Raw genomic sequence first — 16548 nt, 5'->3', positions numbered from 1 at the left:
GAATCCTATGGCCGACAGTAGGATTCCGCGGCGCGCGCGTCAATGGCGGTCCGGAGCCGGGGGCGGGGCGGTGCGGTGCGGCCGGATTGGGTGCGTCGCGGGGGGTCCCAAAAGATGAACATTGCTCTACTCTCTCGCGCATGTCGTGGACCTCGCGGACCTCGTGGACCTTGTGGACGTCGTGGGCGTGGACGTCGTGGGCGTCGGGGGCGTCGGGGGCGTCGTGGGCGTCGTGGACCCGGACCCCATGGACCCTGCGGAGCCCCCGGACCCGCAGGCTCCGGCGGCCCCCCTCCGCGCCGACGGCGCTCCTCGCCGCCGTCGCCGCCCTCCTCGCCCTCGGCGCCCTCCTCGCCGCCGCGCCCGCCGCGCGTGCGCACGAGGAGCGCCCCGTGGCCCTCCCCGACGGCTCCGGCTCCGTACCGCAGTACCGGCAGGCCGAGCCCGACCTGCTGGTCTGCAAGACCGACCGGCCCGCCTTCGAACGCCGGATCTCCGCCTTCCCCGAAGCGCTGCGGCAGCGCAACCTGGCCCTGTACGAGCGGTGCGAGAAGAGCGGCTACCGGCACCTGCAGGAGGCCGTCGACGCCGTGGACCGGCCCGGCATGAACATCGCGATCCTCCCCGGCCTGTACGAGGAGGAGCCGTCACTGCCGAAGCCGACGGGGGAGTGCGCCGCGCTGAAGGCCCCGAACTCCGCGCTCGGCTACCAGATCCTGTCCTACGAGCAGCAGGTGCAGTGCCGGCACAACCAGAACCTCGTCGCGATCCTCGGCAAGACGAACCTGCAGATCGAGGGCACGGGCGCCTCCCGCCTCGACGTGGTCATCGACGCGAAGTACCAGAAGCTGAACGCCATCCGTGCCGACAAGTCCAACGGCATCTACTTCCGCAACTTCACCGCCCAGCGCACCACCTTCAACTCCCTGTACGTACTCGCCGGCGACGGCTTCGTCATCGACGACGTGCTGACCCGCTGGAACGACGAGTACGGCTTCCTCACCTTCGCCAGCGACCACGGGCTGTACAAGAACTGCGAGTCGTACGGCAACGGCGACTCCGGCATCTACCCGGGCAGCGCCTCCGACATCAACGACGGCCGCGGCTACGACGTGCCCCGCCACTCCATCGAGATCACCGGCTGCCGCAGCCACCACAACATGGTCGGCTACTCGGGCACCGCCGGAGACTCGGTCTGGGTCCACGACAACGAGTTCGACCAGAACATGGGCGGCGCCTCCATGGACAGCGCCTTCCCCGGCCACCCCGGGCTCCCGCAGAACCACGCCCGGTTCGAGCGGAACCTGATCCACGACAACAACGCCGACTACTACCACCACGTCGCCGACGGCACCTGCGCCAAACCGCCGATCGAGCGCGGCTACGAACAGGGCGTGGTCTGCCCGCAGATCTCCATGCCGCCCGGCACCGGCATCATCACCGCCGGCGGCAACTGGAACGTCTACGAGCACAACTGGGTGTACGGACACCGGCGCGCCGGCTTCTTCCTCTCCGCCGTGCCGGCCTTCATCCGCGGCGAGAAGGCCTGGTCCAAGCAGGCCGACACCTCCCACCACAACCGGTACGCCGACAACGTCCTCGGCCGCGACAGGTCCGGCACCTCCCGCCCCAACGGGATGGACGTCTGGTGGGACGGCCAGGGCCGCGGCAACTGCTGGCAGTCCGGACCCGACGGCTCCACCCCGGGCGCCCTCCCGCAGTGCGGGGAGCGCCGGGGCGCGGTGTCGGGCGGCTCGGCCCGCCTGGTCGGCGAGCCGGTGAAACTCGCCCAGCTCCTCGTCTGCGCCGACTACAACGTCCAGGCGCGCCGGCTCCCGGCCGGCTGCGACTGGTACGGGGCGCGCGGCACGGCCCGCGTCGAGACCCAGATCGCCCTGGCGGTGGCGGCGGTGCTGCTCCTGGTCGGCGGGGTGCTGTGGTGGCGCCGCCTGCGCCGCTCCCGCCTGGGCACGGCGGCGACGCTGCTGGGCGTGGCCGGGCTGGCCCTCGACGTGGCCGGCTCCACCCTGCCGCTCACCCCCACCGCCGTCCCGGCGCTGGCCCTGCTCCTGCTGGGCCTGTGGTGGACGGGCGCGGGCCTCGCCCTGCGGGCCGACCGCCCCTGGCTGGCGCGGCTGACCCTGCTCCTGGCGGCCCTGACCCTGCTCGACGCCTTCGACAAGGGCGTCCTGATGCTCCCCTGGACGCCCGTCGGCCCCGCTTGGCCCCGCGCCCTGGTCGCCGTGGTCTGGGCGCTGTGGGCGGTCGTCGCCTCGGCCCGCCCGGGCCCGACCCCGGCCGGTCTCGACGGCCCGGGCGGCGACCCCGCCGGCGACCGGGCCCCCGTGCCCACCCCCGCCGGCCCGGTCGTCGAAGCCACGGCAGCCCCGACCCCGCCCCCCGGAACATGACCCGGGCACCCTCCGCGGGCCCGGCGGGATGCAGCGGCCCACCCGACGACAGGAGGCCCGAGGTGACTGCAGCAACCGCAGCAACCGCAGCAACTGCAGGGGCGGCAGCAACTGCAGGGGCGGCAGCAACCCCAGGGACGGCAGCACCCGCAGGGACAGCAGCACCCGCAGGGACGGCAGCACCCGCAGGGACAACGGCACCCGCAGGGACGGCAGCGCCCGCAGGGACGGCAGTGACCGCCGCCCGGCAGGGCAGCCGCCTGCGCACCGCCGCCCTCCTCGCCGCCGTCCTGCTGCTCGCGGGCGGCGCGGCGACGGGCTGCGGCGGGCGGCCCACGACCCACCACAAGCCCGGCACCAGCCACGAGCAGGCCACCGGCAGCGTCGGCACCCTGCTCGACGCGCAGGACGGCAACGGCCACCGGCTGCGCGAGGTGCCCGCCGAGGGCGCACCGCAGGTACGGGTCACGGTCCACCCCGACTCCGAGGACGGCTGGAACCTGCAACTGGCGGTGGAGCACTTCCGGTTCACCCCCGACAGCACCGGCGGCGCCGCCCTCCCCGGCGCCGGCCACGCCCACCTGGAGCTGGACGGCCGCAAACTGGCCCGGCTGTACGGCCCCTGGTTCCACCTGCCTGCCGCGCAGGTCCCCGAGGGCGCGCACACCCTGACCGTCCGCCTCTACGCCGATGACCACACCGCCTGGGCCGTCGCCGGAAAGCCCGTCGAGGGCACGGCCCCGCTCACCGCCGCCGCACCGGGCGCGTCCGCCGGCGGCCACGACCACGCCGCACCCCCGGCCGGCCCGGCCCCGTCCGACGGGCCCCCGCAGGCCGGGGCCGACCGCACGGTCACCATTACCGTCCGGGACGGCAGGGTCAGCCCCGCGCCCGGCCGCACCGAGCTCAAGCGCGGCGAGCGCATCGCCCTGCGCGTCACCAGCGACCGCGCGGACACCCTGCACGTCCACGGCTACGACAAGGAACTCGCCCTGCCGGCAGGCCAGGAGGCCACCCTGGTCCTGACGGCCGACCGCACCGGCCTCTTCGAGGTCGAGACCCACACCTCCCGCCTCGTCCTGACCCAGCTCCTCGTCCGATGACCCCGCCGACGCCGACAGGGCAGGCGGTGCCGCTCGAGGCGCTCGCCGGACCCCTGCCGGCCGCTGCGACCCTCCCCGTTCCCGCGCTCGCACACGGTCCCGCCGTCGGCCCCGGCCCCGTGCTCGGCCCCGGTCCCGGCGTGGGCACCGGTGGCGGCGGCCAGGGCGTGGTCCTTCACCCGGCCGACCCGCTCACCGCGCTCGCGCACGGGATCGGCTCCCAGCACGATCTGCCGGTCTCTCCCTTCTACGCATTCGCCGGCGCCTTCACCGCACTGTTCGTCTCCTTCCTCGCCCTCGCCCTGCTGTGGTCCGCGTCCCGGTTCCGCGGAGACCGGTCGGGCCTCGCCCTGCCCGCCGGCCTCCAGCGGGCCGCCGACGCTCCCGTCACCCGCGCCGCCCTGCGCGGGCTCGGCCTCACCGCCTTCCTCGCACTCGTCGGCTCCCTCCTTCTCGGTCCCGACGACCCCGCCCGCAACCCCGGCCCCGGCGCCGTCTACGTCCTGTTCTGGGTCGGCCTCGTGCCCGCCTCCCTCCTCCTCGGCCCCGTCTGGGGGCTCCTCAACCCGCTGCGGACCCTGCACCGGGCGCTGCATCGCGCGCTGCACCGCCTGCTGCCCCGCACCCGGCGCCGCCGACCCGGCCCGCTCCCCGCACGGCTCGGCCAATGGCCCGCCGCCGCCGGACTGTTCGGCTTCACCTGGCTCGAACTCGTCGCCCCCGATCCCGCATCCACCACCACCCTTCTGTCCGCTCTCGCCCTCCACACCGCCTGCCAACTCGCCCTCGCCGCCCGCTTCGGCGAGCGCTGGTTCGCCGGCGGAGACCCCTTCGAGGCGTACTCCGCCCTGCTGGCCCGGCTCTCCCCGCTCGGCCGGCGCGCCGACGGCCGCCTCGTACTGCGCAACCCCTTCCACGGACTCGACGCGACGCCCGAGCGGCCCGGACTCGTCGCCACCGTCTGCGTCCTGCTCGGCTCCACCGCCTACGACGGCTTCAGCGACAACCCTTCCTGGATCGGCACCCTGCAGACCTCCCCCCTCGGCCGCACCCCGACGGCCACCCTCGGCCTCCTGGCCTCCATCGCCCTCGTCGCGACCCTGTACTGCCTGTGCGCCGCGGCCACCCGTCTGGTCAGCGGCCCGCACCCCCGCCCGCTGACCGCCTTCGCGCACTCACTCGTGCCGATCGCGCTCGGCTATCTCACCGCTCACTACTTCTCCCTTCTCGTCACCGAAGGACCACGCACAGTAAGCATCGCACTGGGCACTGACAATGCCCCAGAACCCGTGCCCCCCTTGGGATCCGGCGGTCTCGCCGCCCTCCAGGTCATCGCCGTCGTCGCCGGCCACGTACTCGGTGTGATCGCCGCCCACGACCGGTCCGTCCGCCTCTTCCCGCCCGACCGGGCCGTCGCCGGACAGCTGCCGCTGCTCGCGCTGATGATCACGTACACCCTCGGCGGCCTCGCCCTCCTCCTGAACTGAGACCGCTGCTGTCCCCGCGCGCCCGGAGCGGCATCATGGACCCCGTGCCCCCCACCCATCCCCTGCGCCGTACGCCCGTCCAGCAGCGCAGTGCCGACCGGCTCGCCCGGATCCTCGACGCCTGCGCCGCACTCCTGGACGAGACCGGCTACGAGAACCTCAGCACCCGCGCCGTGGCCCTGCGCGCCGGAGTGCCGATCGGCTCGGTCTACCGCTTCTTCGGCAACAAGCGCGCCATGACCATCGCCCTCGCCCACCGCAACCTGGACCGCTACACCGAGGGCATCGCGGACCGCCTCGCCGAACTGCCGGGCGCCGACTGGCGGCCCGTGGTCGACGCCGTGCTGGACGAGTACCTCGCCATGAAGCGGACCGTCCCCGGCTTCGCGCTCGTCGACTTCGGGGTGCCCGCTCCGCCCGAGGAGGGGCCGGACGCCGACCCCAACCGGCACGTCGCCGTACGCCTCACCGAGCTGCTCGGCGCCCACCTCGGCCTGACCCCGGACGCCGACCTGGAGCGGGCGGTCCTCGTGGCCGTCGAGGCCACCGACGCGCTCACCAAGCTGGCCTTCCGCAGCGACCCGGCGGGCGATCCCGCGATCGTGGCCGAGATCCGGGCGATGATGCACGCCTACCTCGCCGGCGTCCTCGACTGACGGTCAGGAGCTTCCCCTCCGCTGCACGGGCCGCCGCCCGTTTCCGGTCCGGGGCCGCCGGGGCCTCCCCAGCATGCGTACTGGTCGGTATGCTCTTGCCGCCCGCGTGCTGCGTGCCACGGGCTGCAGCCCGCTGCCCCCGGGAGAGCCCATGCCCCGCACCGCCCTGCGCATCTGCCCCCTCTGCGAAGCCACCTGCGGCCTCACCCTCACCGTCGAGGGCAGTACCGTCACCGGCGCCCGCGGAGACCGCGACGACGTGTTCAGCCGCGGCTTCATCTGTCCCAAAGGCGCGGCCTTCGGCGCCCTCGACGCCGACCCCGACCGGCTGCGCACCCCCCTCGTCCGCCGGGGCGGCCGGCTGCGCGAGGCGACCTGGGCCGAGGCCTACGAGGCCGTCGCCACCGCGATCCCCGCCCTCGTCCGGGAGTACGGGGCCCAGAGCGTCGGCGTCGTCCTCGGCAATCCGAACACCCACACCATGGCCGGGGCCCTCTACCCGCCGCTGCTCCTGAAGACCCTCGGCACGCGCAACCTCTTCACCGCCAGCACCCTCGACCAGATGCCCAAGCACGTCTCCAGCGGGCTCCTCTTCGGCGACCCCTTCGCCATCCCGGTCCCCGACCTCGACCGCACCGACTTCCTGCTGCTGGTAGGCGCCAACCCGGTCGAGTCCAACGGCTCCCTGTGCACCGCCCCCGACTTCCCGGGCCGGCTCAAGGCGCTGCGCGCCCGCGGCGGCACCCTCGTCGTCGTCGATCCGCGCCGCACCCGCACCGCCCGCCTCGCCGACCGGCACCTCGCGCCGCGCCCCGGCAGTGACGCCCTGCTGCTCGCCGCTCTCGCCCACACCCTGCTCGCCGAGCGGCTCGCCGCCCCCGGAGAGCTCGCCGAACACCTCCTCGGGCTCCGGGAACTCGCCGTGGCCCTCGGGAGTTTCACTCCTGAGGCCGTGGCCCCCGCCTGCGACCTCACGGCCGCCGAGATCCGCACCCTCGCCCGCGACCTGGCGGCCGCGCCCACCGCTGCCGTCTACGGGCGGATCGGCAGCTGCACCGTCGAGTACGGCACGCTCGCCAGCTGGCTGGTCGACGTGCTGAACGTCCTCACCGGCAACCTCGACCGCCCCGGCGGCGCCCTGTTCCCGCTCCCGGCCGCCGGCCCGCGGCCACGCCCCGCGGGCCCGGGCAAGGGCTTCACCCTCGGCCGCTGGAGCAGCCGGGTCAGCGGCCACCCCGAGGCCAAGGCCGAACTGCCCATCGCCGCCCTGGCCGAGGAGATCGAGACGCCGGGGGACGGCCGGATCCGCGCCCTCGTCGCCATCGCCGCGAACCCGGTGCTGTCCGCCCCCGACGGCCGGCGCCTCGACGCGGCCCTGGCCGGGCTCGACTTCATGGTCAGCGTCGACCCGTACCTCAACGAGACCTCGCGCCACGCCCACGTCGTCCTGCCGCCCCCGCCGCCCGCCCAGAGCCCCCACCACGACTTCGCCTTCAACGGGTTCGCCATCCGCAACCAGGCGCGCTACACCCGCCGCGCCGTACCGCTGGAGGCGGGGCTGCTCGACGAGTGCGAGATCCACGCCCGGCTCGTCCTCGCCGTCGCGGGCCTGCACGGCGCCGCCGTCCCCGACGCCGCGGCGGCCGTCGACGAGCCCGTGATCCTCGCCGCCCTCGCCAAGGAGACCGCCGACCCGCACTCACCCCTGCACGGGCAGGACCCGACCCGCCTCGCCGGCCTGCTCACCGGCGAGAGCGGCCCGGAGCGGCGGCTCGACCTGATGCTCCGACTCGGCCCGTACGGGGACCTCTTCGGCGCCGCCGGCCGGCCTGCCGGCAGCGCCGCGCGCCCCGACGCGGACGTGCGGCCCGACGCGGAGGTGCGGCCCCACGCGGACGCCCGCCCCGAAGCGGACGTCCAGGGCGGCGCGGAGGTGCGCACCGTGGCGGGCGCGCGCGCCGACGCAGCCGCGCGGCCCCACCCCGCAGACGCCCGCCCCGACGCGGACGTGCGCCCCGACGCGGACCTGCGCACCGGCGCAGACGTGCGCCCCGGCGGGGGCGGGGGCGTGGGCGGGGCGGCGGGTGGGGGGCTGAGTCTGGCGCGGCTGCTCGCGCAGCCGCACGGCATCGACCTGGGCCCGCTGCGGCCCCGGCTCCCGGGCGGGCTGAGGACGCGCAGCGGCAGGATCGAGCTGCTGCCGGACCCGATCGCGGCCGAGCTCCCCAGGCTGCGCGCGGCGCTCGCCGACCGCCCCGCCGCCCTGGTGCTCGTGGGCCGCCGCCACCTGCGGTCCAACAACAGCTGGTTGCACAACGTCCCGGCCCTCACCGGAGGTTCCAACCGCTGCACCCTCCAGGTGAACCCGCAGGACGCCGACCGGCTCGGCCTCACCGAGGGCGGCCGGGCCCTGGTCACCGCCGACGGCGGCAGCCTCGAGGTCCCGGTCGAGGTCACCGACAGCGTGCGCACCGGCGTGGTCAGCCTCCCGCACGGCTGGGGCCACGACCGCGAGGGCGCCCGCCTGTCGGTGGCCGCGGCCGAGCCGGGTGTCAACGTCAACCAGCTCCTCGACGGCTCCCGGCTGGACCCGCTGTCCGGCACGGCGGTGCTCAACGGCTTCCCCGTCGCCCTGACACCCCTGCCCTGAGCTGGGGTTTTGCTCGTATTGCTCACGCGCGGACGTCTTGTTGGGCTGCCGCGCGGACCCCTACGTTCCCTGCATGCTGACCTTCCTCGGCTTCGCCATGATCGCCACCTTCCTGGTCCTGATCATGATGAAGAAAATGTCGCCCATCGCGGCGCTCGTCCTGATCCCGGCGGCCTTCTGCGTGTTCGCAGGAAAGGGCGCGCACCTGGGTGACTACGTCATCGAAGGCGTCGGAAAGCTCGCGCCGACCGCCGCCATGCTGATGTTCGCCATCGTCTACTTCGGCGTGATGATCGACGTCGGTCTGTTCGACCCGATCGTCCGCGCCATCCTGCGCTTCTGCAAGGCCGACCCGGTGCGGGTGGTCGTCGGCACCGCGGTGCTGGCCGCCGTCGTCTCCCTCGACGGCGACGGCTCCACCACCTTCATGATCACCGTTTCGGCGATGTACCCGCTCTACAAGCGGCTCGGCCTCAGCCTCGTGGTCATGACGGGCGTCGCCGCCACCGCCAACGGCGTCATGAACACCCTGCCCTGGGGCGGTCCGACCGCCCGCGCCGCCACCGCCCTCAAGCTCGACGCCGCCGACATCTTCGTCCCGATGATTCCGGCCCTCGCGGTCGGTCTGCTCTTCGTCTTCGGCCTCGCGTACGTCCTCGGCCTGAAGGAGCGCCGCCGGCTCGGCACGCTCGCCCTGCCGGACGCAGCCGCGGCGGCAGCCGCAGCCCCGGCAGATGCCGAGTCCGAGTCCGTGGCGCGCCTGGTCGCCGCCGGCAAGGGCTCCGCCGGGTCCGGCGGCGGCGCGGAACCCCCGAAGGCCCCGGTCGAGGCCACGGCCGCCGACACCGGCACCGCCTCCGGGGCCCCCGCGGCCGACACCGCCCCGCCGGGGGACGGGTTCCAAGGCCTCGACCCGCACCGGGCGACCCTCCGGCCGCACCTGTACTGGTTCAACGCCGGCCTGACCCTGGTCCTCCTCACCGCGATGATCATGGAGTTGCTGCCGATCCCGGTGCTGTTCCTGCTCGGCGCCGCCCTCGCCCTCACCGTCAACTTCCCCCACATGCCCGACCAGAAGGCCCGGATCGCCGCCCACGCGGACAACGTCCTGAACGTCGCCGGGATGGTCTTCGCCGCCGCCGTCTTCACCGGTGTCCTCAGCGGTACCGGCATGGTCAAGCAGATGGCCGACTGGCTTGTCGGTGCGATCCCCGAGGGCATGGGCCCGCACATGGCGCTGGTCACCGGGGTGCTCAGCCTGCCGCTCACCTACTTCATGTCCAACGACGGCTTCTACTTCGGCGTGCTGCCGGTGCTCGCCGAGGCCGGCGCCGCGCACGGCGTCTCCCCGCTGGAGATCGCCAGAGCCTCGCTCGTCGGCCAGGCCCTGCACATGTCCAGCCCGCTGGTTCCGGCCGTCTACGTCCTGGTCGGCATGGCCCGGGTCGAGTTCGGCGACCACACCCGCTTCACCGTGAAATGGGCGGCCCTGACCTCCCTCGTCGTCCTCGGGGCAGGGATGGTTTTCGGCATCGTCTGATGCCGCCGGACCCTGGTGGACCGAAAACCGCCCACGCCGGTTTGTAGGGTGGCCACACGAGGTCAGGTAGGTCTACGCGCTCGCGCGTGCTCGGGAGGAATGCCATGAAGCCCCACGACGGGATGTACATCGCCGGCGAGTGGCGGCCCGCCGCCGGACGCGACCGGATCGAGGTGCAGAACCCGGCCGACGAGCAGGTCATCGGCGGGGTCCCGGCCGGCACCGCCGAGGACGTGGACGCGGCGGTGCGCGCGGCCCGTGCGGCCTTCCCCGGCTGGGCGGCCACGCCCCCGGCCGAGCGGGCCGCCCTGATCGGGGCGATCCGCGATGTGCTGGTCGCCCGCAAGAGCGAGTTCGCCGAGCTCATCACCGCCGAACTCGGCTCGCCGCTCGGCTTCTCCGAGATGGTCCACGTCGGGGCGCCGATCGCCGTCTCCTCCTCGTTCGCCGAGCTGGGCGCCTCGTACGCCTTCGAGGAGCGGATCGGGAACTCCACCGTGCTGCTGGAGCCGGTCGGCGTCGTCGCGGCCATCACGCCCTGGAACTACCCCTTGCACCAGATCGTTGCCAAGGTGGCACCCGCTCTCGCCGCCGGCTGCACCATCGTCCTCAAGCCGGCCGAGGACACCCCGCTGACCGCACAGCTCTTCGCCGAAGCCGTGCACGAGGCAGGCGTCCCGGCCGGAGTGTTCAACCTGGTCACCGGTACCGGCCCGGTGGCCGGGCAGGCGCTGGCCGCGCACGAGGGGGTCGACCTCGTCTCCTTCACCGGCTCCACCGCGGTCGGCCGGCAGATCGGCGCCACGGCCGGCGCCGCCGTCAAGCGCGTCGCCCTCGAGCTCGGCGGCAAGTCGGCCAACGTCATCCTGCCCGGCGCCGACCTGGCCAAGGCCGTCGCGGCCGGCGTGGGCCACGTCATGAACAACTCCGGCCAGAGCTGCAACGCGCTCACGCGGATGCTCGTCCACCGCGACCAGTACGAGGAGGCCGTCTACCTCGCGGCCGCCGCCGTCGCCAAGTACCCCTGCGGCGACCCCCGCGACCCGGGCACCCGCCTCGGTCCGGTGATCAACGCCAAGCAGCGCGACCGCGTGCGCGGGTACATCGACCGGGGCATCGAGGAAGGCGCCCGCGTCGTCGCCGGCGGCCCCGAGGCCCCGCACCCGTACGGCTACTACATCGCCCCGACCGTCTTCGCCGACGTCACGCCCGAGATGGCCATCGCCCAGGAGGAGATCTTCGGCCCCGTGCTGTCGATCCTGCCGTACGAGGACGAGGACGACGCCCTGCGCATCGCCAACGGCACCGTGTACGGGCTGGGCGGTGCCGTCTGGGCCGCGGACGAGGAGAGCGCCGTCGCCTTCGCCCGGCGCATGGACACCGGCCAGGTGGACATCAACGGCGGCCGCTTCAACCCGCTCGCACCCTTCGGCGGCTACAAGCAGTCGGGCGTCGGCCGCGAACTCGGCCCGCACGGTCTGGCCGAGTACCTCCAGACCAAGTCCCTGCAGTTCTGAGTCCCGCGAAGAGCCCGAGAGACGGAGTCGTCATGGTCCGCGCCGCCATCCTGCCCGCCGTCGGAGCCCCGCTGGAGATACGGGAGATCGTCCTGCCCGATCCCGGCCCCGGGCAGGTCCGGGTGCGGCTCGCCGCTGCCGGGGTCTGCCACTCCGACCTCTCCCTCACCGACGGCACCATGAGGGTCCCCGTGCCCGCCGTCCTCGGCCACGAGGGCGCTGGGACGGTCCTCGCCGTCGGCGAGGGCGTCACCCACGTCGCCCCCGGCGACGGCGTGGTCCTCAACTGGTCCCCGTCCTGCGGTCAGTGCCACCACTGCTCGATCGGGGAGGTGTGGCTGTGCGCGAACGCCCTCACCGGCGTCGGGGCGGTATACGCCCACGACACCGAGGGCACGCCCCTGCACCCGGGGCTGAACGTGGCCGCGTTCGCCGAGGAGACGGTCGTCGCCGCGAACTGCGTGCTCCCCGCGCCCGCCGGGATCCCGCTCGACGAGGCCGCCCTCCTGGGGTGCGCCGTGCTCACCGGCTACGGCGCCGTCCACCACAGCGCCCGGGTCCGCTCCGGGGAGTCGGTGGCCGTCTTCGGCGTCGGCGGCGTCGGCCTGGCCGCCCTGCAGGCCGCCCGGATCGCCGGGGCCGGACCGATCGTGGCCGTGGACGTCTCCCCGGCCAAGGAGGAGCTGGCCCGGGCCGCCGGGGCCACCGAGTTCGTCCTCGCCACCGACACCACCGCCAAGCAGATCCGCGCGCTCACCGGCGGGCAGGGCGCGGACGTCGCCGTCGAGTGCGTCGGCCGGGCCGAATCCATCCGCGGGGCCTGGGACTCCACCCGCCGCGGCGGGCGGACCACCGTCGTCGGCATCGGCGGCAAGGAGCAGCAGGTCACCTTCCACGCGCTGGAGGTCTTCCACTTCGCCCGCACCCTCACCGGCTGCGTCTACGGCAACAGCGACCCGGCCCGCGACCTCCCGGTGCTCGCCGACCACGTCCGCGCCGGCCGCCTCGACCTCGGCTCGATGGTCACCGACCGCATCACCCTCGACGGGATCCCGGGCGCCTTCGACGCCATGCTCGCCGGCAAGGGCGGCCGCTCGCTCGTCGTGTTCTAGTCCCCCTGTGGTTCTTCCGGTCGTCCTCTAGGGCGCCGACCCTGCGGCGGGACCGGTCGGCCGGTCCCGCCGCAGGGCTTCGTACTGCAGGGCCAGGCCGTCCAGCAGGGCGGCCAGCCCGGTCTCGAACGCGCCCTCGTCCACCTCGCGCTGCCGCTCGGCCAGCAGGTGGGCCCGGCCCAGGTGCGGGTAGTCCGCGGGGTCGTACGCGGCCTCGTCGTCCGGGAAACCCCGCGCGAACGAGCCCACTGCCGAGCCCAGAATGAAGTACCGCATCAGTGCGCCGATCCGCGTCGCCTGCGCGGGCGGCCACCCGGCCGCCGTCATCGCCCCGAACACCGCGTCCGCGAGCCGCAGTCCCGCCGGCCGCCGCCCGGGGCCGCGCGCCAGTACGGGCACGATGTTCGGGTGGTCCGCCAGTGCCGCCCGGTAGGAGTGCGCCCAGTCGTGCAGGGCCTCCCGCCAGTCCCGCCCGGCCCCCGCCTCGAACATCGACAGGTCGACCCGCGCGCTCACCGCGTCCGCCACCGCGTCCAGGATCTCGTCCTTGGTCCGGAAGTGGTTGTACAGCGAGGGCCCGCTCACGCCGAGCGCGGCCGCCAGCCGCCGCGTCGACACGGCCTCCAGTCCCTCCGCGTCCACCAGTGCGCCCGCCGCCTCGACGATGCGGTCACGGCTGAGGAGGGGCTTGCGCGGTCTGGCCATGCGCCACATAGTAGGGCCCGACCCCAATAAACTACCGATGCTAGTTAATGGTCCTGCTGCCCGAACTCCCCCCGGAGGTGCCCGTGAACCTGGAACTCAGCGAGGAGCAGAATGCGGTGCGCCGCCTCGCCCGCGAGTTCGGCGAGCGCGAGATCGCCCCCTACGCCGCCGCGTGGGACCGCGCCGAGAGCGTGGACCGCGGCATCGTGAAGAAGCTCGGCGCGCTGGGCTTCCTCGGCCTGACCGTCCCGGAGGAGTACGGCGGCTCCGGCGGCGACCACCTCGCGTACGCGCTCGTCCTCGAGGAGCTCGGCCGCGCCGACTCCGCCGTGCGCGGCATCGTCTCCGTCTCCCTCGGTCTCGTCGCCAAGACGATCGCCGCCTGGGGCAGCGAGGAGCACCGGCGCGCCTGGCTGCCCCGCCTCTGCTCGGGTGACGCACTCGGCTGCTTCGCCCTGACCGAGCCCGGCACCGGCTCCGACGCCGGCAACCTCACCACGCGCGCCGTCCGCGACGGCGACGCGTACCTCCTCAGCGGCACCAAGACGTTCATCACCAACGGCACCTGGGCCGACGTCGCCCTCGTCTTCGCCCGCACGAGCGACAGCCCCGGCCACCGCGGCATCTCCGCCTTCCTCGTGCCGACCTCGGCGCCCGGCCTCACCCGCCGCGAGATCCACGGCAAGCTCGGCCTGCGCGGCCAGGCCACCGCCGAACTGGTCCTCGACTCCGTCCGCGTGCCCGCCGCCGCGATGCTGGGCCCCGAGGGCAAGGGCTTCTCCGTGGCCATGTCCGCACTGGCCAAGGGGCGGATGTCGGTGGCCGCCGGCTGCGTCGGCATCGCCCAGGCGGCCCTGGACGCGGCCGTCTCGTACGCATCCCAGCGCGAGCAGTTCGGCAAGCCGATCGCCGGGCACCAGCTCGTGCAGGAGCTGATCGCCGACATCTCGGTCGACGTGGACGCGGCGCGCCTGCTGACCTGGCGGGTGGCCGACCTCATCGACCGCGGGCAGCCCTTCGCGACCGAGTCCTCCACCGCCAAGCTCTTCGCCTCGGAGGCCGCGGTGCGCGCCGCGGGCAACGCCCTGCAGGTGCACGGCGGTTACGGCTACATCGACGAGTACCCGGCCGGCAAGCTGCTGCGCGACGCCCGCGTGATGACCCTGTACGAGGGCACCAGCCAGATCCAGAAGCTGCTGATCGGCCGCGCCCGCACCGGTGTCTCCGCCTTCTGAGCGCCTGACGTCCGGGTGCGGGGCTGAGTACGGGACTGAGTACGCGCACGGATGTGGCGCCGGTCACGCCGCCCGATGCTGGTGCCCATGAACGAGACACCGGTCAAGCAGCGGAACACGGGGGCGTACTACGCCCAGGCCGTCGCCTCCTTCGGCATCGCGCTCGGTGCCGTGGCCCTCGGGATCTACCAGCTGGCCGCGGACGGCTGGGTCCGGGCCTTCCTCGGCATCGCCGTCCTCTACCTCACCACCTCCGCCTTCACCCTCGCCAAGGTCATCCGCGACCGCCAGGAGCTCACCCAGATCGTCAGCCGGGTCGACCAGGCACGGATGGAGAAGATCCTCGCCGACTACGACCCCTTCCAGCCGAAGGTCTGACCGGCGGCGGCCGACGCGCCGACGACGGCTAAGCGCTTGCTCACCCTCCGGTAAGCTGGTCGCTTCCTGCAGTGACGAGAGGGTGGGCGAGCGATGGACAGCGCGGAGGAGACGACCGGCGGCTACCGGCCGTGGTCGGAGGTCACCCCCGACGCGGCGCGGCGGCTGCTCGTCGCCGCCGTCGAGGCGTTCGCCGAGCGCGGCTACCACGCGACCACCACGCGGGACATCGCAGGGCGGGCCGGGATGAGCCCCGCCGCGCTGTACATCCACTACAAGACCAAGGAAGAGCTGCTCCACCGGATCAGCCGGATCGGCCACGACAAGGCGCTCGACATCCTGGAGACCGCAGCCTCCCGCCCGGGCTCCGCCGCCGACCGGCTCGACGCGGCCGTGCGGTCCTTCGTGCTCTGGCACGCCGCGCACCACACCACCGCGCGCGTGGTCCAGTACGAGCTCGATGCCCTCGCCCCGGAGCACCGCTCCGAAATCGTGGAGCTGCGCCGCCAGAGCGACGCCGTCATGCGCCGCATCCTCACCGAGGGCGTCGCGGCGGGGGAGTTCCACGTCCCGGACGTCCCCGGCACCACGCTCGCCGTCCTGTCGCTGTGCATCGACGTGGCCCGCTGGTTCAACGCGTCCGGCCGGCGCACGCCGGAGGAGGTCGGCGCGCTCTACGCCGACCTCGTCCTGCGCATGGTGGGCGCAGCGGCTCAGAAGTAGTAGCGCGACAGCGACTGCGCCACGCACACCGGCTTGTCGCCGCCCTCGCGCTCCACGGTGACCGTCGCCGCGACCTGGACGCCGCCGCCGGCGGCCTCCGTCACCTCCGTGATCACTGCGGTGGCGCGCAGCCGCGAGCCGACGGGCACGATCGCCGGGAAACGCACCTTGTCCATGCCGTAGTTGATGCCCATCCGCATGCCCTCGACCCGCATGACCTGCGGCACCAGGCTCGGCAGCAGCGACAGCGTCAGGTAGCCGTGCGCGATCGTGGAGCCGAACGGTCCGGTTGCGGCCCGCTCCGGGTCCACGTGGATCCACTGGTGGTCGCCGGTCGCGTCGGCGAACAGGTCGATCCGCTTCTGGTCCACCTCCAGCCATCCGCTCGGACCGAGCGTCTCGCCGATTCCGGCGCGCAGTTCCTCGGCGGACGTGAACACCTTCGGCTCGGCCATGCCTCTCCTCTTCCGGGGGTTCGGGCGAACAAGCGCTTGCTCAGCATGCTGGGGCCGCATGTATCTGTCAACGGATCGGGGCCGGGCCGACTACCCTCGGCCTCGTGCCGCAGATTCCCGAGAAAATCCACGAGCTCACCGTCGGCCAGCTGTCCGCCCGCAGCGGCGCGGCCGTCTCCGCGCTCCACTTCTACGAGACCAAGGGGCTGATCAGCAGCCGCCGGACCTCCGGCAACCAGCGCCGCTACAGCCGCGACGCACTGCGCCGGGTCGCGTTCGTACGGGCCGCCCAGCGCGTCGGGATCCCGCTCGCCGCCATCCGCGACGCACTCGCCCAGCTCCCCGAGGAACGCACCCCCAACCGCGAGGACTGGGCGCGCCTTTCGGAGATGTGGCGCGGAGAGCTGGAACAGCGCATCAGCCAGCTGATGCGGCTGCGCGACCACCTGGCCGACTGCATCGGCTGCGGCTGCCTCTCGCTGCAGAACTGCGCACTGTCCAACCCGGACGACGTCTTCGGCGAGCAGCTCACCGGCTCGCGGCTCTAGGCAGCCCCGCCGCGGGGCGCCCGGAGCG

The 16548-nt window shown here is 73.9% G+C and carries 14 protein-coding genes; 12 read left to right on the top strand and 2 right to left on the bottom strand.

Going from position 1 to position 16548, the window contains the following annotated elements:
- Positions 1-140: 140 nt before the first annotated feature.
- The 8 genes from ABZ924_RS22270 to ABZ924_RS22235 all read left to right on the top strand — a co-directional run bounded on the left by ABZ924_RS22270 (position 141) and on the right by ABZ924_RS22235 (position 12476).
- Entirely contained in the window at positions 141-2411 is a 2271-nt protein-coding gene (locus ABZ924_RS22270) for a right-handed parallel beta-helix repeat-containing protein (protein WP_361912384.1), read from the top strand.
- Positions 2412-2644: 233 nt separating this feature from the next.
- Positions 2645-3514 carry a hypothetical protein gene (locus ABZ924_RS22265; RefSeq protein WP_361912381.1) on the top strand — a complete coding sequence of 290 codons (870 nt, stop codon included), beginning with the start codon at positions 2645-2647 and terminating at the stop codon, positions 3512-3514.
- Between the two features lie 167 nt (positions 3515-3681).
- Positions 3682-5001 carry a hypothetical protein gene (locus tag ABZ924_RS22260; protein WP_361912426.1) on the top strand — a complete coding sequence of 440 codons (1320 nt, stop codon included), beginning with the start codon at positions 3682-3684 and terminating at the stop codon, positions 4999-5001.
- 35 nt (positions 5002-5036) lie between these two features.
- Positions 5037-5657 (top strand): TetR/AcrR family transcriptional regulator, encoded by a 621-nt coding sequence (locus ABZ924_RS22255; protein ID WP_361912378.1) that lies wholly within the window; start codon positions 5037-5039, stop codon positions 5655-5657.
- A 151-nt stretch (positions 5658-5808) separates the two neighbouring features.
- The gene (locus ABZ924_RS22250; RefSeq protein ID WP_361912375.1) at positions 5809-8307 is read left to right on the top strand and encodes a molybdopterin-dependent oxidoreductase; all 2499 of its coding nucleotides are present in this window, start codon (positions 5809-5811) and stop codon (positions 8305-8307) included.
- 73 nt (positions 8308-8380) lie between these two features.
- On the top strand, positions 8381-9847 hold the full coding sequence (locus ABZ924_RS22245; protein ID WP_361912372.1) for a citrate:proton symporter: 1467 nt from the start codon (positions 8381-8383) through the stop codon (positions 9845-9847).
- Positions 9848-9951: 104 nt separating this feature from the next.
- Complete coding sequence (locus tag ABZ924_RS22240) at positions 9952-11364, top strand: aldehyde dehydrogenase family protein (protein WP_361912369.1); 1413 nt, start codon at positions 9952-9954, stop codon at positions 11362-11364.
- Positions 11365-11396: 32 nt separating this feature from the next.
- The gene (locus ABZ924_RS22235) at positions 11397-12476 is read left to right on the top strand and encodes a Zn-dependent alcohol dehydrogenase (protein ID WP_361912366.1); all 1080 of its coding nucleotides are present in this window, start codon (positions 11397-11399) and stop codon (positions 12474-12476) included.
- Positions 12477-12503: 27 nt separating this feature from the next.
- Here the strand turns inward: ABZ924_RS22235 and ABZ924_RS22230 are convergent, their stop codons facing one another.
- Entirely contained in the window at positions 12504-13181 is a 678-nt protein-coding gene (locus tag ABZ924_RS22230) for a TetR/AcrR family transcriptional regulator C-terminal domain-containing protein (RefSeq protein ID WP_361912363.1), read from the bottom strand.
- 83 nt (positions 13182-13264) lie between these two features.
- Between ABZ924_RS22230 and ABZ924_RS22225 the strand changes: the two genes are divergently transcribed.
- The 3 genes from ABZ924_RS22225 (at position 13265) to ABZ924_RS22215 (ending at position 15517) form a co-directional block, all read left to right on the top strand.
- Complete coding sequence (locus tag ABZ924_RS22225) at positions 13265-14416, top strand: acyl-CoA dehydrogenase family protein (RefSeq protein WP_361912360.1); 1152 nt, start codon at positions 13265-13267, stop codon at positions 14414-14416.
- 87 nt (positions 14417-14503) lie between these two features.
- Positions 14504-14794 carry a YiaA/YiaB family inner membrane protein gene (locus ABZ924_RS22220; RefSeq protein ID WP_361912358.1) on the top strand — a complete coding sequence of 97 codons (291 nt, stop codon included), beginning with the start codon at positions 14504-14506 and terminating at the stop codon, positions 14792-14794.
- A 93-nt stretch (positions 14795-14887) separates the two neighbouring features.
- Positions 14888-15517: a TetR/AcrR family transcriptional regulator gene (locus ABZ924_RS22215; protein ID WP_361912355.1), complete on the top strand. Its 630-nt coding sequence runs from the start codon at positions 14888-14890 to the stop codon at positions 15515-15517.
- Here the strand turns inward: ABZ924_RS22215 and ABZ924_RS22210 are convergent.
- A complete protein-coding gene (locus ABZ924_RS22210; RefSeq protein WP_361912352.1) occupies positions 15508-15972 on the bottom strand; it encodes a MaoC family dehydratase in 465 nt (154 codons plus the stop codon). The genes ABZ924_RS22215 and ABZ924_RS22210 overlap by 10 nt on opposite strands.
- A gap of 104 nt (positions 15973-16076) precedes the next feature.
- Here ABZ924_RS22210 and soxR point away from each other — a divergent pair, with 104 nt between their 5' ends.
- Positions 16077-16520 carry a redox-sensitive transcriptional activator SoxR gene (soxR, locus tag ABZ924_RS22205; protein ID WP_361912349.1) on the top strand — a complete coding sequence of 148 codons (444 nt, stop codon included), beginning with the start codon at positions 16077-16079 and terminating at the stop codon, positions 16518-16520.
- The last annotated feature ends 28 nt before the right edge of the window (positions 16521-16548 follow it).

The sequence above is a fragment of the Streptomyces sp. NPDC046876 genome (genome assembly GCF_040645035.1).
Taxonomy (GTDB): Bacteria; Actinomycetota; Actinomycetes; order Streptomycetales; family Streptomycetaceae; genus Streptomyces.
Note: the sequence above shows the minus strand (reverse complement) of the source record. Positions and strands in the feature narration are given on the sequence as shown.

Bases quoted from the DNA above. Each gene is read 5' to 3' on its own strand.
- ABZ924_RS22270 (WP_361912384.1), top strand. From the start codon at position 141: ATGTCGTGGACCTCGCGGACCTCGTGGACCTTGTGGACGTCGTGGGCG.
- ABZ924_RS22255 (WP_361912378.1), top strand. From the start codon at position 5,037: ATGGACCCCGTGCCCCCCACCCATCCCCTGCGCCGTACGCCCGTCCAG.
- ABZ924_RS22250 (WP_361912375.1), top strand. From the start codon at position 5,809: ATGCCCCGCACCGCCCTGCGCATCTGCCCCCTCTGCGAAGCCACCTGC.
- ABZ924_RS22245 (WP_361912372.1), top strand. From the start codon at position 8,381: ATGCTGACCTTCCTCGGCTTCGCCATGATCGCCACCTTCCTGGTCCTG.
- ABZ924_RS22240 (WP_361912369.1), top strand. From the start codon at position 9,952: ATGAAGCCCCACGACGGGATGTACATCGCCGGCGAGTGGCGGCCCGCC.
- ABZ924_RS22235 (WP_361912366.1), top strand. From the start codon at position 11,397: ATGGTCCGCGCCGCCATCCTGCCCGCCGTCGGAGCCCCGCTGGAGATA.
- ABZ924_RS22230 (WP_361912363.1), bottom strand. From the start codon at position 13,181: ATGGCCAGACCGCGCAAGCCCCTCCTCAGCCGTGACCGCATCGTCGAG.
- ABZ924_RS22220 (WP_361912358.1), top strand. From the start codon at position 14,504: ATGAACGAGACACCGGTCAAGCAGCGGAACACGGGGGCGTACTACGCC.
- ABZ924_RS22215 (WP_361912355.1), top strand. From the start codon at position 14,888: ATGGACAGCGCGGAGGAGACGACCGGCGGCTACCGGCCGTGGTCGGAG.
- ABZ924_RS22210 (WP_361912352.1), bottom strand. From the start codon at position 15,972: ATGGCCGAGCCGAAGGTGTTCACGTCCGCCGAGGAACTGCGCGCCGGA.